The sequence below is a fragment of the Stenotrophomonas sp. genome (assembly GCF_035634915.1).
In the GTDB taxonomy this organism is placed as follows: domain Bacteria; phylum Pseudomonadota; class Gammaproteobacteria; order Xanthomonadales; family Xanthomonadaceae; genus Stenotrophomonas.
In genome coordinates, this window is the sequence record NZ_DASQCB010000005.1 from 344,567 (window position 1) to 364,422 (window position 19,856).

At 67.6% G+C, this 19,856-nt stretch carries 15 protein-coding genes; 7 read left to right on the plus strand and 8 right to left on the minus strand.

Going from position 1 to position 19,856, the window contains the following annotated elements:
• Positions 1-56 precede the first annotated feature (56 nt).
• The 3 genes from adhP (at position 57) to VER16_RS05690 (ending at position 2,082) form a co-directional block, all read left to right on the plus strand.
• Entirely contained in the window at positions 57-1,085 is a 1,029-nt protein-coding gene (adhP, locus tag VER16_RS05680) for an alcohol dehydrogenase AdhP (protein ID WP_116863663.1), read from the plus strand.
• A gap of 114 nt (positions 1,086-1,199) precedes the next feature.
• Complete coding sequence (locus tag VER16_RS05685) at positions 1,200-1,577, plus strand: DUF779 domain-containing protein (protein WP_324806138.1); 378 nt, start codon at positions 1,200-1,202, stop codon at positions 1,575-1,577.
• A 121-nt stretch (positions 1,578-1,698) separates the two neighbouring features.
• The gene (locus tag VER16_RS05690) at positions 1,699-2,082 is read left to right on the plus strand and encodes a hypothetical protein (protein ID WP_324806140.1); all 384 of its coding nucleotides are present in this window, start codon (positions 1,699-1,701) and stop codon (positions 2,080-2,082) included.
• On the opposite strand, the gene VER16_RS05695 is transcribed toward VER16_RS05690, so the two are convergent.
• Entirely contained in the window at positions 2,079-2,855 is a 777-nt protein-coding gene (locus tag VER16_RS05695) for a hypothetical protein (RefSeq protein ID WP_324806142.1), read from the minus strand. The two genes, VER16_RS05690 and VER16_RS05695, sit on opposite strands and share 4 nt — an antisense overlap.
• A gap of 220 nt (positions 2,856-3,075) precedes the next feature.
• Between VER16_RS05695 and VER16_RS05700 the strand changes: the two genes are divergently transcribed.
• Positions 3,076-5,877, plus strand: a complete 2,802-nt coding sequence (locus VER16_RS05700) for a TonB-dependent receptor (protein WP_324806144.1) — start codon at positions 3,076-3,078, stop codon at positions 5,875-5,877.
• A gap of 42 nt (positions 5,878-5,919) precedes the next feature.
• On the opposite strand, the gene ligD is transcribed toward VER16_RS05700, so the two are convergent.
• From ligD to VER16_RS05715, 3 genes are all read right to left on the minus strand, one after another.
• Positions 5,920-8,382, minus strand: coding sequence for a DNA ligase D (ligD, locus tag VER16_RS05705; protein ID WP_324806145.1), 2,463 nt, complete (start codon positions 8,380-8,382; stop codon positions 5,920-5,922).
• 3 nt (positions 8,383-8,385) lie between these two features.
• On the minus strand, positions 8,386-9,315 hold the full coding sequence (locus tag VER16_RS05710; protein ID WP_324806147.1) for a Ku protein: 930 nt from the start codon (positions 9,313-9,315) through the stop codon (positions 8,386-8,388).
• Positions 9,316-9,414: 99 nt separating this feature from the next.
• Positions 9,415-9,813, minus strand: a complete 399-nt coding sequence (locus VER16_RS05715) for a hypothetical protein (RefSeq protein WP_324806149.1) — start codon at positions 9,811-9,813, stop codon at positions 9,415-9,417.
• Positions 9,814-9,960: 147 nt separating this feature from the next.
• On the opposite strand from VER16_RS05715, the gene VER16_RS05720 reads away from it, so the two are divergent.
• Positions 9,961-10,284: a hypothetical protein gene (locus VER16_RS05720; protein WP_324806151.1), complete on the plus strand. Its 324-nt coding sequence runs from the start codon at positions 9,961-9,963 to the stop codon at positions 10,282-10,284.
• 92 nt (positions 10,285-10,376) lie between these two features.
• Here the strand turns inward: VER16_RS05720 and VER16_RS05725 are convergent, their stop codons facing one another.
• From VER16_RS05725 to VER16_RS05740, 4 genes are all read right to left on the minus strand, one after another.
• Positions 10,377-11,765, minus strand: a complete 1,389-nt coding sequence (locus VER16_RS05725; protein WP_324806152.1) for an ATP-binding protein — start codon at positions 11,763-11,765, stop codon at positions 10,377-10,379.
• A complete protein-coding gene (locus VER16_RS05730) occupies positions 11,758-12,495 on the minus strand; it encodes a response regulator transcription factor (RefSeq protein WP_324806154.1) in 738 nt (245 codons plus the stop codon). Before VER16_RS05730 ends, VER16_RS05725 begins: the two co-directional genes overlap by 8 nt.
• A gap of 61 nt (positions 12,496-12,556) precedes the next feature.
• A complete protein-coding gene (locus tag VER16_RS05735; RefSeq protein WP_324806156.1) occupies positions 12,557-14,857 on the minus strand; it encodes a TonB-dependent siderophore receptor in 2,301 nt (766 codons plus the stop codon).
• Positions 14,858-14,981: 124 nt separating this feature from the next.
• On the minus strand, positions 14,982-17,102 hold the full coding sequence (locus VER16_RS05740) for a TonB-dependent receptor family protein (RefSeq protein ID WP_324806158.1): 2,121 nt from the start codon (positions 17,100-17,102) through the stop codon (positions 14,982-14,984).
• 168 nt (positions 17,103-17,270) lie between these two features.
• Here VER16_RS05740 and VER16_RS05745 point away from each other — a divergent pair, with 168 nt between their 5' ends.
• Positions 17,271-18,473 carry an amino acid aminotransferase gene (locus tag VER16_RS05745; protein ID WP_313466114.1) on the plus strand — a complete coding sequence of 401 codons (1,203 nt, stop codon included), beginning with the start codon at positions 17,271-17,273 and terminating at the stop codon, positions 18,471-18,473.
• 340 nt (positions 18,474-18,813) lie between these two features.
• The gene (locus VER16_RS05750) at positions 18,814-19,830 is read left to right on the plus strand and encodes a class 1 fructose-bisphosphatase (protein WP_324806162.1); all 1,017 of its coding nucleotides are present in this window, start codon (positions 18,814-18,816) and stop codon (positions 19,828-19,830) included.
• The last annotated feature ends 26 nt before the right edge of the window (positions 19,831-19,856 follow it).

Here is a 19,856-nt window from a genome sequence, read left to right on the forward strand (position 1 = left end):
GCGCGGGCATGGGGCCGGCGCCATCCTGTCTGCAAGCGCACTACGGAGAAACCCGAATGAATAGAACCATGAAGGCCGCCGTTGTCCGTGAGTTCGGCAAGCCGCTGGTGATCGAGGAAGTCGTGGTACCGCGCCCGGGGGCGGGCGAGGTACTGGTCAGAATCGAGGCCTGCGGCGTCTGCCACACCGACCTGCACGCCGCCGAGGGCGACTGGCCGGTGAAACCGAACCCGCCATTCATCCCCGGCCACGAGGGCGTGGGGCACGTCGTGGCCGTGGGTGGCGGGGTAGGGCATGTCAAGGAAGGCGACAGGGTCGGCATCCCCTGGCTGTACTCGGCGTGTGGCCATTGCGAACACTGCCTGGGTGGCTGGGAAACGCTGTGCGAAACGCAGCGCAACACCGGTTATTCGGTCAACGGTGGCTTCGCCGAGTACGCACTGGCCGATGCCAACTATGTCGGCCTGCTTCCCAAGGAAGTGGGCTTCGTGGAGATCGCGCCGGTGCTGTGCGCCGGCGTGACCGTCTACAAGGGCCTGAAGGTCACCGATACCAAGCCCGGTGACTGGGTCGCAATCTCCGGCATTGGCGGGCTGGGCCACATGGCCGTGCAGTACGCACGTGCGATGGGCCTGAACGTGGCCGCCATCGATGTGGACGACGGCAAGCTGGCCCTGGCCCGGCGGCTGGGCGCGCAGGTCACTGTCAACGCACGCACCACCGACCCGGCCGCGTTCCTGAAGAAGGAGATCGGCGGCGCGCATGGTGCGCTGGTCACTGCGGTTTCGCCCAAGGCCTTCGAACAGGCGCTGGGCATGGTCCGCCGTGGTGGGACGGTGTCGTTGAACGGCCTGCCGCCGGGCAACTTCCCGCTGGACATCTTCGGCATGGTGCTCAACGGCGTCACCGTACGCGGCTCGATCGTCGGCACGCGACTGGACCTGCAGGAATCGCTGCAGTTCGCTGCCGAAGGCAAGGTCGCGGCAACGGTCAGCACCGACCGCCTGGAAAACATCAACGAGGTGTTCGCGCGCATGCATGCCGGCACCATCGAAGGGCGCGTGGTGCTGGACTTCGCCGCCTGATCCTCCCGCGCATGGCTGCCGCGCCCGTCCCCCTCTCCCACGGGCGCGGCGGCCCTGCAAGGGGCCAGATCCCTCTGCCAGTGGCAGAGGGCTCTGACCCGCAACGAGGCCACCATGAACGCACTTCCGCACCAGGTCATCGCCACGCTCGCCGCGCTGCAGCTGATCGATAAGCTGCGTGCGCGCCACGGCCCGCTGCTGTTCCACCAGTCCGGCGGCTGCTGCGATGGCTCCTCGCCGATGTGCTTCGCACAGGGCGATTTCATCGTTGGCGACCGCGACGTCTGCCTGGGCGAGATCGGCGGCGCGCCGTTCCACATCAGTCCCTCGCAGTTCGAGTACTGGAAGCACACCCAGCTGATCATCGACGTGGTGCCCGGGCGCGGCGGCATGTTCTCGCTGGAGAACGGCGAAGGCGTGCGCTTCCTGGTGCGCTCGCGGCTGTTCAGCGACGAGGAGTTCGCCGCGCTGCAGGCCGCCGGCAAGGCCTGAGCCGGTAGAGTCGAGCTTGCTCGACTGCCCTGGCACGTAGAGTCGAGCTTGCTCGACTGGCTTCGCACAGCAGTCGAGCAAGCTCGACTCTACGCAGCCCGGAGCGCCGTACAATGCGCGCATGCCCGAGATGCTCAAGACCGTTTTCCTGTCGATCGTCGCCCTGGTCGGCGCACTGCTCGCGCTGGCCCTGGTCAGCAGTGCCGGCGGCTGGCTGCCGTCGCTGTTCGGCCTGCATCCCGGCAGCGAAGCGCAACTGGGCTGGGACCTGGCCTTCACCGTGCTCGGCGGCATCGCCGGCATCGCCTTCGCCACCTACTACGCACCGTGCTGGCCGCGTGCGCACGGCACCTCGATCTGGACGCTGCTGGTGGTTGGCAGCGGCTATGGCCTGTGGGTGATGGGCGGCGATTTTCCGCGCTGGTTCGCCATCGCCCTGATGGTATCGCTGCCGGTGCAGCTGCTCGGCGGCTGGTGGTTCGGGCGTCGTCCGTCCCGCAGCTAGCTCTGTTGGGCAGATCGCTCTGGATCAACGGACGCGCGCCCTGTGCACAATTCCTGCGCAGGCTTGGCGTTTCTGGGCACAACTACACCGATGCTTCGCAATCCTTGGATATCCATGACACTCGTCTGGCGGGTGCTGTGATCAAGGAAGGCAATCCGCGTCGCCGACTCCGCCACGACCACCCCACATCCCAACCACCGCTCACCGCTCCAAAGCTCAATACAGGGCTCAGACGCTGCCGGTGTACATACCTGATATCTCAGTTCCTGCGCGCGCAGAACGCCTGCGCGATTGCCCACCTCGGCGGGAAGGGCAATCACGAGCAAGGTTATGCTCGACACCATAATGCTGACCATGGGAAGTATGGATGCTGTCACTCCGCCCAGCACAACCGCTCTCACCTTCGGTGAGACCTGCGCCTTCTTTCTCCGTTTCATGGCCGGCCAAAGATTGCAGGTGACGATGGAGCCGGCAGCGATGGACAGAATTGTAGCCAGCAGCCACCGGTCTCCCAGTAGCGCCGGGTAGTGCGGCACCATGTCTACGAGCGCTGCCGCACCCAGTTCGAGCAAGCCCTCACGGGCAAGCGCAAAACCTCCAGCAGGTATCCCAAGTTCCGCAAGGTACGCGCTGCGCGTCGTGGAGCCGATCCAGTACATGATCACACCGCCGACCGTGACGACAAAGGTCAGTACGACGACCAGAGCAGGCCAGTCCGTCCGCTTGCGAGCGGCCTTGGCCGTGCCCTGATTTTCATTCGCAGGATCAATCACGCTTGAACTCACTTGTAGGTAGCTGAGCCTTCAGAGAACGGCAGAAGCGCGCGCAAATGAAGAGTTGAAAGCGACAAACTCCCGCAGCGCAACACAGGCTTAACAATTCCCCCCTAGGCTCGGTGCCCGCCGAACGTCGGCAACGCGGCGCAGGGGCCTGCACCCACGGAACACGGGCAGGCGCGGCGTAAGTCACCACAGGGAACCGGGAAATCATCCGATGCGTTACCAGAACCGGGAGGCCGCCGCTGCGGCCCCCCATGCGAAGCTTTTGTCCCGCGCCGTGCATGCGGTGCTGATCGGCGGCCTCGCCGTACTGCCCATCGATGCAATGGCTGAAGAAGCCGCCGATGGCGATACCCGCGAACAGCTGCAGCAGCTGGACACCGTCACCGTCTCCGGCAGCTATGCCAGGAGCCTGGAACGCGCGGTCGACCTCAAGCGCGCCAACATCGGTTTCTCCGATTCCATCGTCGCCACCGACGTCGCCGATTTCCCCGAACAGAACCTCGCCGAAGCGCTGCAGCGCATGCCGGGCGTGACCATCGAGCGCAACAAGGGCCTGGGCAGCAAGGTCAGCGTGCGCGGCCTGCCCAGCGAGTTCACCCTGGTCTCGATCAACAACCTGGCCACCGCTTCGGGCAGTGGCGGGCGCGACGTGCAGTTCGACATCTTCGCCGCCGACGTGGTGCAGACGGTCACCGTACAGAAGTCGCCGACCGCCGCGGACGAGGAAGGTGGTATCGCCGGTTCGGTCTACATCGAAACGGCCAAGCCGTTCGACTTCCCCGAACCGAAGTTCAGTGCCTCGGCCGAAGCCTCGCATAATTCGATCAACGGCAGGATCGATCCGAAGATCTCCTTCCTCGCCAGCGATATCTGGGGCGACTGGGGCGGTCTGGTCTCGTTCTCCAAGGCCAAGCGCAGCAACCGCACCGATTCCAACTCGGGCATCAACTTCCGTCCCATGGGCCGCTTCCTGGAAGCGTCCGGCACGCGTGGCTCGCAGGCAGCGGCGGTGCTGGCGCGTGATGCCGGCATCATCGTGCAGGACCGCATGGACAAGGACGAGACCAGCCGCATCATCTTCCAGGACAAGGTCGGCGACCGCGTCTACCTCAACGAGCAGGACCAGTGGGGCGCCACCGCGTCGCTGCAGTTCAAGCCCAGCGACACGTTCTCGCTCAGCTTCGATGCGATGTTCGGCGGCTATGACACGCATGAAGATGAGTACGATGCCGCTGCCTACTCGGCGTCCAGCCGCAGCACGCTGGACCGCATCTACGACTACGACAACACCACCCTGGGCGCCTACGGCATCACCGTGCTGAAGGACGTGGCCTACACCGCCACCCAGCACGAGATCCTCAGCAAGGAACGCAACGCCAACACCGACTATCGCCAGTTCAGCAGCAAGATGGACTGGAAGGTGGGCGGTTGGGACGTCGATGCGCTGGTTGGCTACTCCGGTGCGCGCAAGGATTCGGACTACGCCAACCTCAAGCACGTGGCCTACGCGCCGTCACGCACGCGCTGGACCCGCAACGGCGGCGAGACCGTGCCGAGCACCACCGGCGGTTTCGACATGTACAACGCCGCGGACAAGTATCTGTTCGAAGCGTACGAAACCGAAGTGGAACAGGTGAAGGATGACAAGTACGCCGCGCAGCTCGATCTGCGCCGGCAGATGAACCTGGCGTTCTTCCCGGCGCTGAGCGCGCTGCAGTTCGGTGCGCGTTACACCGACAAGACCAAGGAACGCGCGTTCGGCAGCGGCAAGATCCAGGGCCCGACCGCCGGCAGCGCCGCGTGGGTCAACACGCGCACGCTGGCCGACAGCAACCCGGTGTGGATCAGCCAGCTGGCACCGGGCGGCGCCTACCGCCCCAGCGACCTGGAGTGGCAGCAGGTGTCCAACGCCTATGCGCGCGCCACGTTCCGCTACCCGGGCTATGAAACCCCGATCGATCCGGGCCAGTACTACGAGGTGAAGGAAAAGACCCTGGCGCTGTATGCCATGGCCGATTTCTACTTCGACATCGGCAGCGTACCGGTGTACGCCAACCTGGGTGTGCGCTCGATCGACACCGACGTCGATTCGGCCGGCTTCCACCCGGTACAGAACGCCGATGGCAGCAGCGGCTACACGCCGACCCCGATCTCCAGCAGCGGCGATTACAGCAAGATCCTGCCCAGTTTCAACATGACCGCCGAAATCGCCGACGGTCTGGTGCTGCGCGGTGCCGCCTCGGAAACGCTGATGCGTCCGTCGCTGACCGACATCGCCTACCGCCGCACCGTCAGCTGGAGCAGCTTCCGCTTCATGGACGGCAACCCGGCGCTGAAGCCGACCACCGCCAGGCAGTGGGAAGTGGGCCTGGAGAAGTACCTGCAGAACGGTGGCCTGCTGGCCGCGTCCTACTTCTCCAAGAAGATCGACGGCGTGGTGCGGCAGTCGCTGACCGGTATCGTGCCGAACGTCGAGAAGCTCAACGCCAACGGATCGCTGGACGGCTACTACGACTTCGAGGTGTACCAGCCGGTCAACGCCGACGGTTCCTACAAGGTCACCGGCGTCGAGCTGGTCGCGCAGCTGCCGCTGTCGATGCTGCACCCGACACTGGAAGGCTGGGGCATCAATGCCAATTACACCCAGCTGGACAACTCGCTGACCGGTGCGTCCGACCTGGACATCCCGACGCCGCCGGAAGGCCTGGCCGAGAAGGCGTACAACTTCACCCTGTACTACGAGAACGACCGCTTCAGCGCGCGCGCCTCGTACAACTACAAGGACAAGTACGTCGAGTACATCCACCTGAACATGTATCCGGTCTACCGCGATGCCTATGGCCAGCTGGATGCCTCGATCGGCTTCCGCCTCAATGACACCTGGAAGCTGAACCTGGAAGCGATCAACCTGCTGGACGAGAAGACCAGCGGTTACACGATCGACAAGGCGTTCCCGACCCAGTACGAGTTCTCCGGCCGCCGCGTCACCTTCGGCATCCGCGCGGACTTCTGATCGACGCCGCATTGATCTGGTAGCGCCGGGCCGTGCCCGGCGCTACCTATTTCCGGTCGGCAACACCTGCTTCAACCGTTCCATCCCGCGCCACGGGTCTTCCTTCAGGCGCTTGGCGCGTGCCAGCGCCTTGTCCATCGGGAACGCATCGGCGGCACTCACTCTCGCCAGCTCATCCCAGCGCAGCGGCACCGCCACGCCCGCGCTCTCCCGCGCACGCAACGACCACGAACACACGCTGGTGGCGCCGCGCGTATTGCGCAGCCAGTCGATGAAGATCACACCCTCGCGCCTGGCCTTGCTCATCGTCGCCACGTAGCGGTCGGGCTGCTCCAGCGCCATCGCCTGGGCGAAGGCTTCGCAGAACGCCTTGACCTGTTCCCAGCCGGCCTTCGGCTGCAGCGGTACCACCACGTGCACGCCCTTGCCGCCGGACAGCCGCACGAAGCTCTGCAGGCCGACCTGCAGCAGGCGGTCGCGCACGTCGCGCGCACCCGCTTTCACCGTGGCCCAGCGCACGCCGTCGCCGGGGTCCAGGTCGAACACCACCCGGTCCGGATGTTCGGGATCCTCGACCGTCGCGCCCCACGGGTGAAGCTCCAGGGTGTTCATCTGCACCAGCTGCAGCAGGCCGCGCGCATCATCGATGTAGACGTAGTCCTCGCGGCCGCTCTTCTGTTTCAGCGGCACCGCATGCACGGCGTCGCCCAGACCGGGGCCATGATGCTTCTGGAAGAAACAGGCCTTGCCGACGCCATCCGGGCAGCGCAGCAGTGACAGCGGGCGGCCGGCGATCTCCGGCAGGATCCAGCGCGCCATCTGCCGGTAGTAGTCGGCCACGTCGCCCTTGCTGAGCTTGCGCTGCGGATACACCACCCGTTGCGGATGGCTGATGGCCACCGCAGCATCGTCTCCGCCCGTGGCCTGCGCCGCGCCCAGGTCCTGCGTCTGTTTATCGCTGCGCAGGCGCTTGAAGCTGGCCTGGCGCAGCAGCCCTTCCTTGCCCCAACCACGGAAAGCCACTTCGGCCACCATCACCGGTTTCACCCAGCGCACGCTGGCCGCGCGGAAGGGAACATGCGCCGGCAGCTCCAGCACCGCTTTCTTCACCACCAGCGGTGCCAGCGCGCTGCTCAGCGCCTTCAACGCCGCATCGTCGAAGCCGGTGCCGACCCGACCGACATAGCGCAGGCCGCCGGCATCGGGCGTGGCCAGCAGCAGCGAACCGAAGCCGACCCGGCTGCCCTTGGGTGCGGTGTGGCCGACGATGACGAACTCGTCGGTTTCCTCGTGCTTCACCTTCACCCAGCTGCGCGCGCGGGCGTTCACATAGGGCGCATCGACCTGCTTGCTGACGATGCCTTCGAAGCCGGCCTCGCCGCTGGCGGCGAACACCGCAGGGCCATGGTCGAGCACGTGTTCGCTGTAGGCCAGCGTGCCCGGCTCCGGTCCGATCAGGTCCTTGAGCAGCGCCTTGCGTTCCAGCAGCGGCGCGCGGCTGATGTCCACGCCGGCTACACCGGGCAGATCGAACACGATGTAGCGCAGCGGCTGTTTCGAGCTGCCGTCGATGACACGCTGCAGGGCCGCGAAGTCGCTGCGTCCCTGCGTGTCGAGCACGACCAGCTCGCCGTCCAGGCGCGCATCACGTACCGGCAGCGCGCGCACGGCCTGGGCGACTTCGGGGAAGTCGCCGGTCCAGTCCAGGCCATTGCGTGAGCGCAGTTTCAGCTCACCGTCGTGCAGGTCGGCCAGCAGGCGGTAGCCATCCCACTTGATCTCATGCAACCAGCCTGCGCCGTCGGGTGCGGTGTCGCGATGATCGGTCAGCTGCGGCTTGAAGCCGCGCGGATAGGCATGGTCACGTGCACCGGCCAGCTTCAGCGCGCGCGCATGCCAGCGTGCGTCTGCCTTGCGGGGTGCCGCGTGCGTTGCCTTCTTCGCCTTCTTTGCTGCGGCCCTGGGTGCAGGCATGGCGCTCTCCAGAAGATCATCGGCCTCGGCATCGCGCGCGTCGGCATCGTCACGCTTGATCAGCAGCCACTGCACCTGGCGCCCCTTCATCGCCGTGCGCACCAGCTTCCAGCCGCCACTCAAGCGCTGCCCGTGCAGCACGAAATCGATCTTGCCATCCGCCAACGCCTGCAACGGGTCGCCTTCGCAGGCCCAGCTGCCATGGTCGAACACCTGCACGTGGCCGGCACCGTAATGGCCTTCGGGAATATCCCCTTCGAAGCCGGCATAGGACAGCGGATGGTCCTCCACTTCCACCGCCAGGCGCTTCTCGCCCACCCGCAACGACGGGCCCTTCGGCACCGCCCAGCTCTTCAGCATGCCGTCCATTTCCAGGCGGAAATCGTAGTGCCGCGAGCTGGCGTGGTGCAGCTGGATGACGAACTGCGGGCGCCGCTTCGGATTGCCCGCGGCCGGGCCATCATCCGGCTCGGGCGTCTGCCCGCTGCCACCGCCAAGGCGGCGTTTGCGGCGGTACTGGTGCAGCGACATGGCTCAGCCTGCCTTGCGCCGCGCTGCGGCTTTCTTTGTCGCCTTGGCGGCCTTGCCGGCGGTCTTCTTCGTGGCTTTCTTCGCAGCCTTTTTCGCCGGCGCCTTGCGCGTCGCGGTCTTCTTCGCCGGCGTGCGCTTGTTGGCATCCAGGCTCTTCTGCAGCAGCGCCATGAAGTCCACCACGTTGGTGCTGGCATCCTCGTGCGCCACCGGCTCCTCTTCCACCTGGGTGGTGCCGCCCTTGGTCTTGATGCGCTTGTTCAACACCTGCTGCAGGCGCTCGCGGAATTCATCGTGGTACTGCGACGGGTCCCAGTCGGCGGCCATCGATTCGATCAGCTGCCCGGCCATTGCCGTTTCCTTGGCAGTGATGCGGTAGTCGGACAGGCTGCCGGTGGGCAGCTTGTAATCCTCCGGATCAACCAGCTCCTGCGGATAGCGCAGGATCATCAGCACCAGCGCATGGCCCTGCGGCATCACCGCGCACAGATACTCGCGGGTACGCACCACCACCCGCGCGATGCCGGCCTTGCCGGTATCGCGCAGGGTTTCGCGCAGCAGCACGTAGCCCTTCTCGGCCTTCTTTCCGGGCAGCAGCAGGTAGGGCTTCTCGTAGTAGCGCGGATCGATCTGGCTGGCGTCGACGAAGGCCTCCACCTCCACCGTTTCATGGCTCTCCGGCGCGGCCGAACGGATGTCGCCTTCTTCCAGCACGACGTAGCTGCCCTTGTCGTACTCGTACGCTTTGACGATGTCCTTCCACGGCACTTCCTCGCCGGTATCGGCGTTGACCCGCTCGAAGCGGATCGGCTTGCGGTCGCGCGAATCGAGCATGCGGAACTGCAGGTCGACCTTGCGTTCGCCGGACATCAGCGACACCGGCACGTTCAGCAGGCCGAAGGAAAGGGTACCGGTCCAGATCGGGCGGGCCATGGCGCGCACCTGCATTGCGGCGGGGCGGCCAGCTTGGGTCGCCCACCGTGAAACGGCCGTGTCGGCCCCGTGCAGGACGGGTGGCGCGCGGCGATGGGTCTACTGCAGCAATGGCCGCACCGCGGCGGTGGGAATGTGGTCCAGCGCGCGCCAGGCGTCTTCCACCACCGGCCGCGCCTGCGCCCAGCCCAGCCGCGACTGTCCGCGCATCTGTTCCCAGTGTGCAGCCAGTTCCTCGCAGGTATCGGCATCACCGCCGCGTGGCCAATCGGCCGCGTGCGTGGTCAGGGCGAAGGCATACACCGGGCACAGGTCGCGCCAGTTGCGGTGGCCGCTGATGCGTCGCCGCTCGTAGTCATTGAGCATGTACTGCAGGTAATCCTGCGCCACGGCCTGCGGATCTTCGTGGCGCCGGGTACGGCGCGGGGGCGTGCGCGGGCCCAGCGGGTCGAGCAGGGCGTTGAACACGGACGGGGCGGGGCGTTCAAGACGGGCCATGGCCGGCTCCTGCAGCAGGGCGGGTGGGCAGGAATACCGACGGTGCCGTTATCCAGCCGTGACAGATGTGTTCATGACGCCGGGTTCGCGGCGGCTTTACCTGTGCCGCGCTGTAGTGGAGCCCCCCGCCAACGCCAGGTAATCGCCATGTCTCACCGTGACCCGCTGCGCCAGACCCATGCCCCCGTGCCGGGCGAATCCCGCGCCAAGCACGACCTGGCCGATGCCGAGGACCGTGGCGCCGGCATGGACGTACCGCACGAAGACGCGCTGCCGGTGGTCCGTCACCCTGAGCAGGCCGCTCAGGACCGCAAGGACTGCGGCGACCGCCACCGTGGCGGGCAGGAAAGCCCGCTCAAGCGCCGCGAGCGCAAGCAGCACGCCAGCGACAACCAGGACCAGGCGCTGGAAGAGACCTTCCCGGCCAGCGACCCGACCTCACCGTTCGTGCCGGCCAAGGCGCCGGATTGACCGGGTAGCGTCGAGCTTGCTCGACTGCCGTTGGTAGAGTCGAGCTTGCTCGACTGCCGGTCACCCGCACGAGCAGTCGAGCAAGCTCGACTCTACGACTGCGGCAGGGTGATCCGCACGCACAGCCCACGCCCCCCGTCGCCATCCTCCAGCGTCAGCTGGCCGCCATGCGCCTGTACCACCGCCACCGCGATGCTCAGGCCGAGTCCGGTGCCTCCATGGCGGGCACTGCGTGATGCCTCCAAGCGCTGGAACGGCTGCAGCATCCGCTGCCGTTGTGCCGCAGGTATGCCCGGGCCCTGGTCGGCGATGCGGATGTGGATGGCCTCGGCATCGCTCCAGGCGTCCACCTGCGCACCGCCACCGTAGCGCCCGGCATTGTCCAGCAGGTTGGCCAGCGCGCGCTTCAGGCTGCGCGGGAATCCGGGACAGGCCACGCCCACCCGGCCCTGCAGCTGCACCGCGTGGCCGGCTTCACGCGCATCCTCGACCACCGTGCGCAGCAGCGCGTCGATATCGATCGGCTCGCGGTCGCCGCGCAGCTGGGTGGCGCTGCTGTAGTCGAGAATCGAATCGACCAGCTCCTGCATGTCGTCCAGATCGGCGCGCCAGCGGGTGCGCGCGGCCTCGTCGGCCAGCAGTTCGGTGCGCAGGCGCAGGCGGGTCAACGGCGAACGCAGGTCGTGCGAGACCGCCGCCAGCAGTTCCTCGCGGCCCTGCGCGGCCTGCTGCAGCTGCTGCTGCATCTGGTTGAAGGCCTGCGCGGCCTGGCGCACCTCGCGCGGGCCCTCCACCGGCAGCGGTGGCGCATGCAGGTTGCGGCCCAGGGCCTGCGCGGCTGCACCCAGCCGGGTCAATGGCCGGGTCAGCCATCGCACCACCAGCAGGGCCAGCAGCACGATCAGCAGAGTGCGCAGGCCATAGATGCGCAGCAGGTAGTCACCCAGCGCATGTTTCGGTTCCAGCTGCAGGCCGGCCTGGCCTTCGCGCACGTCGAACTGCAGCCACGTGCCATGGTCAGTGCGCACGCGCAGCTGGAACTGGCCGGCGACGTGGCGTGCCGACAGCACCTTGTCATCCTCGCGTCCCTGCGCGTCGTACAGGCGCAGGCGCTGCAGGTGCAGCTCGCGCGGCGTGCCCAGTTCGCCCTGCAGCGACGCGCGCAGCAGCTGCTCGACCGCGCGGTCACGTGCGCGAAGGGAAACGTGGCCAGCATCCTCGACCGCCCGCACCTGCAGGTCGGCCGTGGACAGCACGGCGGGGTCGGCACCGGCCAGCGGCGAGTCAGGGGCTTCCAGCAGGCGCAGGGTCTGCGCCACGTGCGCGGCGGTCAGCCGCGCGGGTATCTCGGCCACCCGCTCATAGCGGGCGTCGTGCCAGACGGTGCCGGTCAGCAGCTGCGCCAGCAGCATGCCCGCCACCAGCACCAGCACCAGCCGCCCGTACAGGGTGCGCGGCCAGCCCAGGCGCGCCTCAGCCATCGGACTGCACCGGGCCGGCCAGGCAGTAGCCACGATTGCGCACAGTGCGGATCAGCAGCGGCGCGCGGCTGTCATGTTCCAGCATCTGCCGCAGGCGGCTGATGCACATGTCGATGCTGCGGTCGCTGGGCAGGCGGTCGCGGCCGTAGACCTGTTCCACCAGGAAATCGCGCTCGAGCACTTCGTCAGGATGGCGCAGGAACAGCTGCAGCGCGCTGAAGTCGGTCTCGCCCAGCAGGTGGCGGCGGCCATCATCGGCCTGCAGCAGGTGGGTGCGCGCGTCCAGCGTCCAGCCGGAAAAACGCAGCCGCGCCACATCCACCGTAGCGGCCGGGGCCGCCTGCGCGGGCGCCTGCCGCCGCAGTACCGCACGCAGCCGCAGCAGCAGCTCGCGCGGGTCGAACGGCTTGGCCATGTAGTCATCGGCGCCCACTTCCAGGCCGAGGATGCGGTCGGCCGGGCGGCCACGCGCGGTCAGCATGATCACCGGCAGCGTGGTCTGCGCGCGCAGCTGCTGGCACAGGGCCAGGCCATCCTCGCCGGGCAGCATCAGGTCCAGCACCACCGCGTTGAACGTGTCCGCAGCCAACGCCGCGCGCATGCCCTCGCCATCGCCGGCGACCACGGTGTGCAGGCCGTGCTGCCCCAGGTACTGGCCCAGCAGGGCACCGAGATCCGGATCGTCGTCGACGATCAGGATGCGGGCGGGCGGTGTGGAGGACTCGGCCATGCGGGCATCTTCCCAGATGCAGCACCGGCCTGCAGGGCGCAGGCCGGTGCCACGGCGACGCTCAGAAACGCGCGCGGATGCTGAACGTGGTGGTGCGCGGTTCGCCGAAGATCAGCCCGTCGTAGAAGCCGTACTGGGTGTAGTACAGCTTGTCGGTCAGGTTGTTCACGTTGACGGCCAGCTGCACGGTGTCGGTCAGGGCGTAGCGCGCCATCAGGTTGACCAGGGTGTAGCCGCCCATCGGCAGGTTGCTGGCATCGTACTGCCCGCCGCCCAGCGGGCGCCCCGGGTTGGTCGACATCACCGTGCCGCTCTGCATCGACAGGCCGCCGCCCACGGTCAGCTTCGACAGCGCACCGGGCAGGGTCCAGGAGGTGTTCAGGCGCAGCAGGTGACGCGGATCCTGCTGGTAGGACAGGCCGTCCACCTGCAGCCAGGTGTAGCCGGCATACACGTTCCAGCCCTGCGCCAGGCGGCCGGACACTTCCAGGTCGGCCCCCTTGGACACCACGCCGTCCACCGCGCGGTAGATGGTGAAGCCGGTGTCCGGATGCACTTCACCGGTGCTCTCGGCCACGTTGTTCTGCTCGTTGCGGAACACGGCCAGCGCGGCATTCAACGCACCGTCGGCCCACTCGCCCTTGATGCCGGCTTCGTAACTCTTGCCGGTCACCGGGTCGAGCAGGCTGTCATTGGCATCACGCACGTTGCCCTGCGGGCTGAACACATCGGTGTAGCTCACATAGGCCGAGTAGTTCGCGGCGAAGTCCCATACCAGGCCCGCGTACGGGGTCACCACCTGCTGGTCGCCGCTGGCGGCACCGCGGGTACGCACGTCGGCCTGGGTGTAGGTCTGGGTGTAGGTCTTGTAGTTGCTTACGCGGGTGCCCAGCACCAGCGACAGCGGCTCGGCCAGGCTGAAGCGGCCGGCCAGGTAGCCACCCAGGTTCTGGGTGATGGTCTTGGTGCGGGCCGGGGTACGGAAGGTCTCGAACGGCGCGTAGCTGCCGTCCCAGGTGCGCCAGTCGTCGATCGGCAGGCCGACCGCGCGGTATTGGCAGCCGCTCCACGGGGCGACGCCGGCGATGGTGCAGTTGCCCAGCGCGGCGCTGAAGCTGTAATCGGTGATCTCGCTGCGGTAGCCGTTGAAGCCGGCCATCAGCTGGTGCTCGCGACCGAACAGCTGCAGCGGGCCGCTGACACTGATGTCCAGGTTGTCGCGGCGCGTTTCCGATTCGCTGTGGATGGCATTGAGGAAGGCACCACTGCCATCGGGGTTCCAGAAGCCCGCGTAGCCTTGGCCGCGGGCAGCATTGTTGACCTTGGCCACGCCGTAGTTCGTGTAGCTCTCACCGCTGTCATGGGCGAACGCCACGCGCAGCTTCCAGTCCGCGCCCAGGCCCTGTTCCACGCTGCCGAACACCGAGGTGTTGTCACGCTTGGCCACGCTCCAGTCGGCCGCCGGGTTGGTGCTGCGCGACAGGTTGGTGCGGGTGCCGTCGGCCCACCAGATCGGCACGTTGCTGCCCCAAGAGCCGCCACCGTTGCGGGTGCGTTCGTACTGCACGCCCAGGTTCACCACGGTGGCATCACCCAGGTCAGCCTCGAAGCTGGCCAGGCCGCCCAGGCGCTGCACGTCCTCACGCTGGCGGAAGGTATCCGAATCCTCGGCACTGACCACGAAGCGGCTGCGCACGCGGCCATCGGCGGTCAGCGGCACGTTGACGTCGCCCATCAGGCGGCGCTTGTCATGGCTGCCCAGGGTCAGCGAGGCGGCACCACCGAACTCACGGGTCGGGCGCTTGCGCTCCAGGTACACCGTGGCCGACGGGTCACCGGTGCCACCGAGCAGGCCGTTGGCGCCGCGCACCACCTGCACGTGGTCGTACAGGTCCATGTTCAGGCCGGCACCGCCGCCGCTGAAGCTGCTGGCACCGTTGATCAGCATGCCATCGACCTTGAAGTTGCCGATGTCGAAACCGCGCGCACGGAAGGTGGTGCGGCCGGCGTTGTCCAGCGAATAGGTGGTGATGCCGGTGGTGCTGGTCAGTACGTCATCGATGGATTCGATCTGCAGGTCATCCATCTGCTGGCGGGTGACCGTGGTCACCGACTGCGGGGTCTGCCGCAGGCTCAGATCCAGGCCGATGGCGGCCTTGCTGATCGGCAGGGTGTAGCTGTCGGCCTGCGACTGGCGGCGCGCGGTGACTTCCAGACCATCCAGGGTGGTCGGGTTGGCATCGGCGGGGGCTTCGGCATGGGCGGCCAGCGGCAGCGCCAGAGCGATGGCGAGCGCGATGGCGCGCGGGCACGGCAAGGCAGCGCGCGGCAGGCGCGCGCGGGTGAGGGCATCGGCAGTCACAGGGGAGTCCTTATCGGAGATTCAAATGGGATCGATTCCCATTTGCGTCATGATAGCGACGCTGTCGTGTATTCCCGCGTGTGCAAATGTAAGCGTGTGTAACCAGGCAGACAGCGCGGCCGGGTCAGCGCCACGACCACTGCAGGCCCACGCTGGCGCGCCGGTCGGGGCCCGGTTCGTAGAAGCGGCCGTTGCCATCGTTGACGATCACCGAGCCGATGTAGGCCTGGTCCAGCAGGTTGTCCAGGCGCGCGAAGGCGCGCAGATCACCGCCGGGCAGGGTCCAGCGGCGGCCGGCTTCCAGGTTCAGCACGGTGTAGCCGGGCGCGCGCTCGGTGGCCAGGTCGTTCACCACCGTGTCGCTGCTGGCGTTGGCCTCCAGCGCCCACTGCCAGTCGCCGGGCGACCACTGCAGGCGGGCGAAGGCCTGCTGCCGCGGCACGCCGGGCAGGCGGCTGCCGGCCGCCACCACCGTGTCGGGCACGCGGCAACCACTGCCACCGCAGGTCAGGTACGGCGAACGCACCTGTGCCTGCAGCCAGGTCCAGGCCAGCTGCAGTTCCCACTGCTCGGCCAGCGGCTGCTGGTACTGCAGTTCCACGCCCTGGCGGCGGGTGCGGCCGATGTTGCGGTAGGTGCTGCGGCCATTGGTGTTGCTGGCAACGGCCAGCTCATCGTCGGTAACGGCGCGGAACACGCTGACATCGAGCTGGGTGCCGCTCTGCGCATGCCACTTGCTGCCGACTTCGATGTTGCGGCTGCGCGCCGCCGACAGGTCCAGCGCCAGGCCGGCCTGGCCGTCGCTGCGGTAGCCCAGCTCGTTGAAGGTGGGGGTCTCGAAGCCGCGTCCGACCGCCGCGTGCAGGCGCCACTGCGGGGTCGCCTCGAAGCTGACCCCGGCCACCGGCGTGGTCGCCTGATAGCGGCGGCGGCCACTGTCGTCGGGGTTGCTGCCGGTGATGTAACGGTCATCCGACTCGAAACGCACGACGCTGTGGCGCACGCCGGCCAGCACCGACCAGCGCGGGCTCCACTGCCACCAGGCCTGGGCGAACTGGTCGACGTTCTGCACGGTGTCGATCTGGTCGCGGCGCAGGCGGCCGCGTACGCCCAGGGTGCTGCCGACGAAGTTCTCGTAGCCGGTGCGGTGCTGGCGCTGGCGGTCGGCACTGATGCCCGCCACCACGTCCAGCGGACGCCCGGCCAGGTCACCCTTCCAGCCCCAGCGCGCATCCACGCCGCCGTAGCCGCCGTCCAGGTCGATCACCCCGCCGGCATGCAACGGGTTGGCCTGCGCGGCAGGCGGAATGGGCAGGAACTGGGTCACCGCGCGCTGCCCGGCATAGCCCATCAGCTGCCAGCGCTGGGCGCCGCTTTCGCGGGTCCAACGCAGGCCGGCCTGCTGCTGCCGCACCGATTTGCGGGTGTTGTACTGCTCGGCCACGGCCGTGGCCTGGCGCGGGTTGGCCGCCACCTGGGCGCGGGTCAGGCCCAGCGGGTCCTGCGCGTCCGGGGCATCCAGCGCGTTGAGCAGCAGTTCCAGGCGGCCGCCGCCCAGCTCGGCACCCAGCCGTGCGTTGAGCGATTCACGCCGCGCCGCGCTGTGGTCGCGCCAGCCATCGGTACGGAAATGGTTGGCGGCGATGTTGTAGTCGACCACCGGTCCGGCACCGCGCAGCTGCGCGCCGACGCTGAGCGTGTTGCCGGCACCGGCATTGACCCGCAGGCGCCACGGGTCACCGGCCTGGCCCTGCGCGCTCCAGACCTGCAGCACGCCGCCGGAGGAATTGCCGTACAGCGCCGAGAACGGGCCGCGCAGCACCTCGATGCGCTCGGCGCCGAGCAGGCTGGCGTGCGACAGCTGGCCCTGGCCATCGGGCATGGTGGCCGGCACGCCATCGATCAGCACATGCACACCGCGCACGCCGAAGGTAGAGCGCGCGCCGAAGCCGCGGATCGACAGCTGGGTATCCTGCGCGTAATTCTGGCGGTCGCGGGCCAGCACCCCCGGCACCCCGGCCAGCGCCTCGGAGACCTGCACGCCGGGTCCGCTGCGGTCATCGCCCACCCACACCGTGTCCTGGCTGGCCGGCAGCGCGAACGGGTCGATGCCCTGGACGCGCGCAGCCTCAACTTCCACCGTCGGCAGCTGCTGTGGAGCAGAGTCGGCGCTCTGGGCCAGCACCGGCAGCGGCAGCAGAGCGATCAGCAGGGGCAGGCTGTGGGGCGCCAAGGGCTCGTTCATCGTTCAGCTACACGCACGGCGGGGAAACAACACGGCATGGTACGGGCTGCAGCGTGACGATGGCCGCCGCGCCGGTGGCACGCTTTGTTACGATGGGCCGGTTGCGGCCGCCGGCCGCAGCTTCGCGACCCGCGCTTCTTCTCCCCCTCAAATAGAACGAGTACCGCCGTGTCCTTCTTTGCAAACGTGGAACTGGTCCCGGGCGACCCGATCCTGGGCCTGACCGAGGCGTACAACGCCGACAGCCGCCCGACCAAGGTCAACCTGGGTGTGGGCATCTACTACGACGAGAGCGGCCGCATTCCGCTGCTTCGCGCCGTCAAGCAGATCGAGCAGCAGCTCGCCACCGAAGCCAAACCGCGTGGCTACCTGCCGATCGACGGCCTGCCTGCCTACACGCAGGCGACCCGTGAACTGGTGTTCGGCAAGGACTCGCCGCTGCTGGCCGCCGGCCGCGTCACCACCGCACAGACCGTCGGCGGCAGCGGTGCGCTGCGCGTCGGCGCCGACGTGCTGAAGAAGCTGCTGCCGCACGCCACCATCGCCATCAGCAACCCGAGCTGGGAAAACCACCGCGCGGTGTTCGGCGCCGCCGGCTTCGACGTGGTCGAGTACACCTACTTCGATGCCGCCACCCATGGCGTGGATTTCGACGGCATGCTGGCCGACCTGCAGAAGCTGCAGGCCGGCACCGTGGTGCTGCTGCACGCCTGCTGCCACAACCCCACCGGCGCCGACCTCACCGTCAGCCAGTGGAAGCAGGTGGCCGAAGTCCTGAAGGACAAGCAGCTGTTCCCCTTCATCGACATGGCCTACCAGGGCTTCGACAAGGGCATCGAGCAGGATGGCGCCGCCGTGCGCATCATCGCCGAAGCCGGCATCGACAGCTTCATCGTCGCCAACTCGTACTCCAAGTCGTTCTCGCTGTATGGCGAACGCGTGGGTGCGCTGTCGATGGTCGCCCCGACCGCCGCTGATGCGAAGGCCGTGCAGTCGCAGGTCAAGCGCGTGATCCGCACGATCTACTCCAGCCCGTCCACCCACGGTGCCGCGCTGGTGGCCGGCGTGCTGACCAACCCGGACCTGCGCGCGATGTGGGAGCAGGAGCTGACCGAGATGCGCGAGCGCATCCACGCCCTGCGCCAGGGCCTGGTCGAAAAGCTCGCCGCCGCCGGTGCGCCGCAGTTCGGCTTCATCAACGAACAGGCCGGCATGTTCTCCTACTCCGGCCTGAGCCGTGAGCAGGTGGAACGCCTGCGCGACGAGTTCGGCATCTACGCCGTCGGCACCGGCCGCATCTGCGTGGCCGCGCTGAACCAGAACAACCTGGAATACGTCGCCAAGGCCGTTGCCACCGTCGCCAAGGGCTGAAGCAACGCTCCAGTGGTTTGAAGACGAAGGCGCCGAAAGGCGCCTTTGTTTTTGCTCCTGCTCCTGCCTTTGCCACACCCTCCGCGCTCGCGGCGAACCCTGAAGCGCAGGGCGAGGCACACCGTGGCCAGGACCGTGAGGCGCATGGATGCGCCGACCGAGCCCCCATGGATGGGTTTACGGCGTGTCCTGGCCACGGTGTGCCTCGCCCTGCGCCTCCATGAAGGAAGGCGCCACCAGCGCAACGCCCCTGTAAACGATTTCGCCTCAAACCAATCACGCACGCGCCGCGCACAGCAGCGACAATAGGCGTTTTCCCGCTGCCGAGACCTGCCCGCCCATGTCCCGTACTTCGTTGACCCGCTTCCTGATCCAGGAACAGCACGCCGGCCGCATCAACGCCGACCTGCGCCAGCTGATCGCCGTGGTCGCCCGCGCCTGCACCAGCATCTCCATCGCCGTCAGCAAGGGCGCCCTCGGCGGCGTACTGGGCGAAGCCGGCACCGGCAACGTACAGGGCGAAGCGCAGAAGAAGCTGGACGTCATCAGCAACGAGATCCTGCTGGAAGCCAACGCTTGGGGCGGCCACCTCGCCGCCTGCGCATCGGAGGAGATGGACCACAGCCAGCCGGTGCCGGACATCTACCCGCGCGGCGATTTCCTGCTGCTGTTCGATCCCCTCGACGGCAGCTCCAACATCGACGTCAACGTCTCCGTCGGCACCATCTTCTCGGTGCTGCGCTGCCCGACCAACGTCGAGCTGCCCGGCGATGAAGCCTTCCTGCAGCCGGGCAGCAGGCAGATTGCCGCCGGCTACTGCATCTACGGGCCCAGCACCCAGCTGGTGCTCAGCGTCGGCCACGGCACGCATGCCTTCACCCTGGACCGCGAGACCGGCGAGTTCGTGCTGACCACCGAGAACATGCAGATTCCGGCGGCCACCCAGGAATTCGCCATCAACATGTCCAACCAGCGCCACTGGGAAGCACCGATGCAGGGCTACGTGCAGGACCTGCTGGCCGGCAAGGAAGGCGCGCGCGGCAAGAACTTCAACATGCGCTGGATCGCCAGCATGGTCGCCGACGTGCATCGCATCCTCACCCGCGGCGGCATCTTCATCTACCCGTGGGACAAGAAGGAACCGGACAAGGCCGGCAAGCTGCGCCTGATGTACGAAGCCAACCCGATGGGCCTGCTGGTTGAACAGGCCGGCGGCGCCGCATCGACCGGTCGCGAACGCATCCTCGACATGCAGCCCAACCACCTGCACCAGCGCGTGCCGGTGTTCCTCGGCTCGCGCGAGGAAGTGGCCGAGGCAGTGCGTTATCACCAGCAACATGACGCGCAGAACGCGTGAGTGAGGCAATTCCTACAGCGGTCATG